Genomic DNA, 5,277 nt, shown 5'->3' with positions numbered 1-5,277 from the left:
CGGCGCGTGGCGGCGGCGCGGCCCGGTCGGCGTCATGCGGTGGCTACCGCATCCCTGGCCAGCGCCCGCAGCCGGTAGAGCGCGTCGAGTGCCTCGCGCGGGGTCAGGCTGTCGGGGTCGAGCCCGCCGATGGCGTCGAGCAGCGCGGACTGCTCCGGCGACATCGCGCCGCCCTGCGCCGCGGCGGGCTGCGCGTAGTCGTCCTCGTATTCCTCCTCGTCCGGCGCCGGCGGCGCGGCGAACAGGTCGAGCTGCGGCGTGGGCGTGGCGTCGGCCGACTGCTGCTCCAGCCACGCCAGGTGCTTGCGCGCGGCGCGGATCACCGGCTGCGGCACGCCCGCCAGCTGCGCCACCTGCAGGCCGTAGCTCTGGCTGGCCGGGCCGTCCTGCACGGCGTGCAGGAACACGATGCCGTCGCCGTGCTCCACCGCCGAGAGATGCACGTTGGCCGCCTGCGTGAACTCCTGCGGCAGTTGCGTGAGCTCGAAGTAGTGCGTGGCGAACAGCGTGTGGCTGCGGTTGTGCGCCAGCAGGTGGCGCGCGATCGCCCACGCCAGCGCGAGGCCGTCGAAGGTCGAGGTGCCGCGGCCGATCTCGTCCATCAGCACCAGGCTGGCCGGGGTGGCGTTGTGCAGGATGCCGGCCGCCTCGGTCATCTCCACCATGAAGGTGGAGCGCCCGCCGGCGAGGTCGTCGGCCGCGCCGATGCGGGTGAAGATGCGGTCGATCGGGCCGATCACCGCGCGCCGCGCGGGCACGTAGGCGCCCACGCAGGCCAGCAGCACGATCAGCGCGGTCTGGCGCATGAAGGTCGACTTGCCGCCCATGTTCGGGCCGGTGATCAGCAGCAGCTTGCGTGCCTCGGTCAGCTGGCAGTCGTTGGCGATGAACGGCACCGACTCCGAGGCGAGCTGGCCTTCCACCACCGGATGGCGGCCCTGCGCGATGTCGATGGCGTTCTCGTCGACGCGCTCGGGCCGGGTCCAGTCCAGCGTCTGCGCGCGCTCGGCCAGCGCCGCCAGCACGTCCAGCCGGGCCAGCGCGCCGGCCACGCGCTGCAGCTCGCCGATATGCGGCAGCAACTGCTGCAGCAGCGCGTCGTAGAGCTGCTTCTCGCGCGCCAGCGCGCGGTCCTGCGCCGACAGCGCCTTGTCCTCGAAGGCCTTGAGCTCGGGCGTGATGTAGCGCTCGGCGTTCTTGAGCGTCTGGCGGCGGCGGTAGTCGTCGGGGACCTTGTCGGCCTGGCCGTTGGTCACTTCGATGTAGAAGCCGTGCACGCGGTTGTATTCCACGCGCAGGTTGGCGATGCCGGTGCGGGTGCGCTCGCGCGTCTCCAGGTCGACCAGGAACTGGCCGCAGTTCTCGGAGATGTCGCGCAGCTCGTCGAGCTCGGCGTCGAAGCCGCGCGCGATCACGCCGCCGTCGCGCACCACGCTGGCGGGCTCGGGCGCCACCGCGGCCACCAGCAGCGCCTGGCAGTCCTGCGGCACGGCCAGCTCGGCCACGGTCTGGCTCAGCAGCGGCGCGGCCTCGTCGGGCCGCACGCGGGCCTGCACCTCGGGCAGCGCCGCCAGCGTGTCGCGCAGCGAGGACAGGTCGCGCGGGCGCGCGTTGAGTAGCGCCAGGCGCGCGGTGATGCGCTCCACGTCGGACAGCCGGCGCAGCGCCGCGCGCAGCGGCTCGATGCCCTGCTCCAGCAGCGCGCCGATGGCCTGCTGGCGCGCCTGCGGCAGCGCGCGGTCGCGCAGCGGATGGTGCAGCCAGTGGCGCAGCAGGCGGCTGCCCATCGTGGTGGCGCAGGTGTCGAGCAGCGAGAACAGCGTGGGCGACTCGCCGCCGCGCAGGGTCTCGGTCAGCTCCAGGTTGCGGCGCGTGGCGGTGTCCAGGCCGACGAATTCCGATTCGCGCTCGACCGTCACGCCCTGCACGTGGCGCAGCGACTGGCCCTGGGTGGAGGCGGCGTAGTTCAGCAGCGCGCCCACCGCGCCCAGCGCCGCGCCCAGCCCGGCGCAGCCGAACGGGTCCAGGCTGGCCACGCCGAGCTGCTCGCGCAGGCGGCGCGTGCCGGCCTCCTGGTCGAAATGCCATTCCGGCAGGCGCGTGCGCGCGCAGGCCAGCGCCGGCAGTTCGATGCCGTCGGCGAACAGCAGCTCGGCCGGGCGGATGCGCTCCAGTTCGCGGCCCAGCTGCGCCACTTCGCACTCCATCAGGCGCAGCTCGCCGCTGGCGAGGTTGAGCCAGGCCAGCCCCATCTTGCTCACGCCGCGGCGCGTGGTGTGCTGGTGCACCGCCATCAGGAAGGTGTCGGCCTTGTCCGGCAGCAGCGCCGCGTCGGTCAGCGTGCCGGGGGTGACGATGCGCACCACCTTGCGCTCCACCGGCCCCTTGCTGGTGGCGGGGTCGCCGATCTGCTCGCAGATCGCCACCGACTCGCCCAGCTTGACCAGGCGCGCGAGGTACTGGTCCACCGAGTGGAACGGAATGCCGGCCATGCGGATCGGCACGCCGTTGGAGGCGCCGCGCGCGGTCAGCGTGATGTCCAGCAGCCGCGAGGCTTTCTCCGCGTCGTCATGGAAGAGCTCGTAGAAGTCGCCCATCCGGTAGAACAGCAAGGTGTCCGGATGGTCGGCCTTGAGGCGCAGATACTGCTGCATCATCGGCGTGTGCTTGGCGCCGGAAGCCTCCGCCGCCGTCTGGTCCGGGTCCGTCTTTTTCTGCAATCCCATTGCCATTAAACCTGTTTGGCACGGAGGGCCGCTGCCGGCGCCCCCGTGCTTGCCACCGCCTTGCCGGCCCGATCGGCGCGCACGGCGCGCGGCGCGGGCGCGGCGGAAACAATCCGGCCGCGCGAGGGGCCTGCCTCGGGACGCAAGGGGGTATTTCGGAAGATGGGCGATATGGTACAGCACCGGCCGCGCGGCTTGGGGCCGGCGGCGCCCGGCGAGGGCGCCGGGCACGGCAACGCGCCCCGGTGAGCGGGGCGCGGAGGGAGGGCTGGCGCGCGTGCGCTCAGCGGAACACCAGCACCGGGATGGTGCTGTGCGTGAGCACCTTCTGCGTTTCGCTGCCGAGCAGCAGGCCGCTGATGCCGCTGCGGCCGTGCGATGCCATGAAGATCACGTCGCAGCCCTGCTCGGCGGCGGTGGCGATGATGCCGCGGTACGGCGCGGCCGAAACCGAGGTGACGGCGTTGCACGGCACGCCGGCCAGCGCCGCGGACGCTTCGATGCGCGACAGCTCGGCGCGCGCGGCGGCCTCGACGCGCTGCTCGAACACCGAGCGCTTCTCGTGGGTGGCGTCGCTGGTCGGCAGGAACGGATATTCCTCCAGGCTCATGTAGGCGGTCAGCTTGGCGCCGGTGGCGCGGGCGAACTCGATGGCGGCGCCGACGGCCTTCTGGGAAAGCTCGGAACCGTCGATGGGGAGGAGGATGTGCTTGAACATGGGTGGTACCTGGGTTGGGGCGTTGGGGAGGGGGCGGTGCTTCAGGCCGAAGCCTTGCGCAGGATGACGTAGAGCTCGTCCTTGAGCTTGAGCTTTTCCTTCTTGAGGGACTCGATGGCGGTGCTGTCGGCCGGCACCAGCCCGGCTTCCATGTTCTTGATTTCCTGGTCCATCTCGTTGTGGCGATGGAACAGCTTGGCGAAGTGCGTGTCCTGTGCCTTGAGCACAGAGATCAGTTCGCGGAATTCGGGAAACATGCGAGGCTCCTTGAAGTGGCGGTCCGGGCTGCGCGGCGGCCTGCAGCGGGCGGGGGCCCGCGCCAGGGCGAGGGTGCCGGCAGCGCATGCTTTCATTGTGTGCCGGCGCGGCACCGCGGGCCTTGATATGGATCAGGCTCACACGGCGTATGCGCCGCCCGCGCGCAAACGAAAACGCCCGCTCCGTGAGGGGCGGGCGTTGCGCGCGGGCGGCGGGGGAGGCTCAGGCCGCCTTGGCGTGGTCGGCCGAGAACGGCGACAGCAGGCGCACCATCTGCGCGAACGCCTTGGGGTTGCCGGCCAGGATCTCGCCCTGCTCGAGCTGGCGCGCCTCGCCGGCGTAGTTGCCGGTCAGGCCGCCGGCCTCGGTCACCAGCAGCATGCCGGCGGCCATGTCCCAGGGCTTGAGGCCCTGCTCGAAGAAGCCGTCGGTGCGGCCGCAGGCCACGTAGGCCAGGTCCAGCGCGGCGGCGCCCGGGCGGCGCAGGCCGGCGCAGTTCTGCGTCATCAGCGCGAACAGCTCCATGTACTGGTCCAGGCCGGCCAGGTCGCGGTACGGGAAGCCGGTGCCGACCAGGCAGTCGGCCAGCTTGTCGCGGCGCGAGACGCGGATGCGGCGGTTGTTCAGGAACGCGCCGGCGCCCTTGCTGGCGGTGAAGAGCTCGTCGCGCGTGGGGTCGTAGACCACGGCCTGCACCGGCACGCCCTTGTGCAGCTGGGCGATGGAGACGCAATACTGGGGAAAGCCGTGGATGAAGTTGGTGGTGCCGTCGAGCGGGTCGATCACCCACGTGTATTCGCCGGCTTCCTCGCCCTCGGCCCAGGACTGGCCGGACTCTTCCGCTAGAATGGCGTGTTCCGGGTAGGCCGTGTGGATGATCTCGATGATCGCGGCCTCGGCGGCGCGGTCGACTTCGGTGACGAAATCGTTGTGCTGCTTGCGGGAGACATGGACCCGGTCGACGTCCATCGACGCGCGGTTGATAACGGAACCTGCCTTGCGGGCCGCCTTGACGGCGATATTGAGCATCGGATGCATGAATCTCTCCAGGCCGGCCAGGAGTGCGCCCCCCGGCGCGAAAGGCCGGGCGCGCTGCCCTCCGGGGGCGGCTGACAACACAACGAATTGTAGAAGAACGGGCGCGTCGCCTTGGCCGGAAACCGGCGGAACGGGCGGCGCACCGAAGATGAAGCCTGGATTGTATATGAACCCGCCGAACCAGACGAGTGCCGCCGCCGGCGACGCCGCCGCCACGCCGCGCCAGCCAATGGATATGACGCAGGGCGCACCCGCGGCCTTCGCCGCCGTGCGCTTCGTGCTGGTGGAGACCAGCCATCCCGGCAACGTCGGCGCGGTCGCGCGGGCCATCAAGACGATGGGCTTCGGCGCCGTGCCGGGCAGCCTGGTGCTGGTCGCGCCGCGCGAGCCGGAAGTGCGCGCGCACCCGGACGCGGTGGCGATGGCCAGCGGCGCCGACGACGTGCTGGCCGGCGCGGTGATCGTGGACGGCATCGAGCACGCGCTGGCCGGCACCGCCTACGCGGTGGCGCTGACCGCGCGCCAGCGCGAGTTCGG

5 protein-coding genes are annotated in these 5,277 nt (G+C 71.6%); 1 reads left to right on the top strand and 4 read right to left on the bottom strand.

Going from position 1 to position 5,277, the window contains the following annotated elements; genetic code table 11:
* Positions 1–32 precede the first annotated feature (32 nt).
* The 4 genes from mutS to K206_RS0135580 form a co-directional block, all read right to left on the bottom strand.
* Positions 33–2,726, bottom strand: coding sequence for a DNA mismatch repair protein MutS (mutS, locus tag K206_RS0135595; RefSeq protein WP_029044445.1), 2,694 nt, complete (start codon positions 2,724–2,726; stop codon positions 33–35).
* A gap of 283 nt (positions 2,727–3,009) precedes the next feature.
* The gene (locus tag K206_RS0135590) at positions 3,010–3,444 is read right to left on the bottom strand and encodes a universal stress protein (protein ID WP_020207013.1); all 435 of its coding nucleotides are present in this window, start codon (positions 3,442–3,444) and stop codon (positions 3,010–3,012) included.
* A 41-nt stretch (positions 3,445–3,485) separates the two neighbouring features.
* Entirely contained in the window at positions 3,486–3,701 is a 216-nt protein-coding gene (locus tag K206_RS0135585) for a YdcH family protein (RefSeq protein ID WP_020207012.1), read from the bottom strand.
* A 223-nt stretch (positions 3,702–3,924) separates the two neighbouring features.
* Positions 3,925–4,740, bottom strand: coding sequence for an inositol monophosphatase family protein (locus tag K206_RS0135580; protein ID WP_020207011.1), 816 nt, complete (start codon positions 4,738–4,740; stop codon positions 3,925–3,927).
* A 166-nt stretch (positions 4,741–4,906) separates the two neighbouring features.
* Here K206_RS0135580 and K206_RS0135575 point away from each other — a divergent pair.
* The coding region (locus K206_RS0135575) for a TrmH family RNA methyltransferase (RefSeq protein WP_020207010.1) at positions 4,907–5,277 on the top strand (371 nt) is incomplete at its 3' end.

This window comes from Cupriavidus sp. WS, assembly GCF_000395345.1.
In the GTDB taxonomy this organism is placed as follows: Bacteria; Pseudomonadota; Gammaproteobacteria; order Burkholderiales; family Burkholderiaceae; genus Cupriavidus; species Cupriavidus basilensis_B.
This window is presented reverse-complemented; position numbering and strand designations above follow the sequence as displayed.

Bases quoted from the DNA above. Each gene is read 5' to 3' on its own strand.
- K206_RS0135580 (WP_020207011.1), bottom strand. From the start codon at position 4,740: ATGCATCCGATGCTCAATATCGCCGTCAAGGCGGCCCGCAAGGCAGGT.
- K206_RS0135590 (WP_020207013.1), bottom strand. From the start codon at position 3,444: ATGTTCAAGCACATCCTCCTCCCCATCGACGGTTCCGAGCTTTCCCAG.
- K206_RS0135585 (WP_020207012.1), bottom strand. From the start codon at position 3,701: ATGTTTCCCGAATTCCGCGAACTGATCTCTGTGCTCAAGGCACAGGAC.
- mutS (WP_029044445.1), bottom strand. From the start codon at position 2,726: ATGGGATTGCAGAAAAAGACGGACCCGGACCAGACGGCGGCGGAGGCT.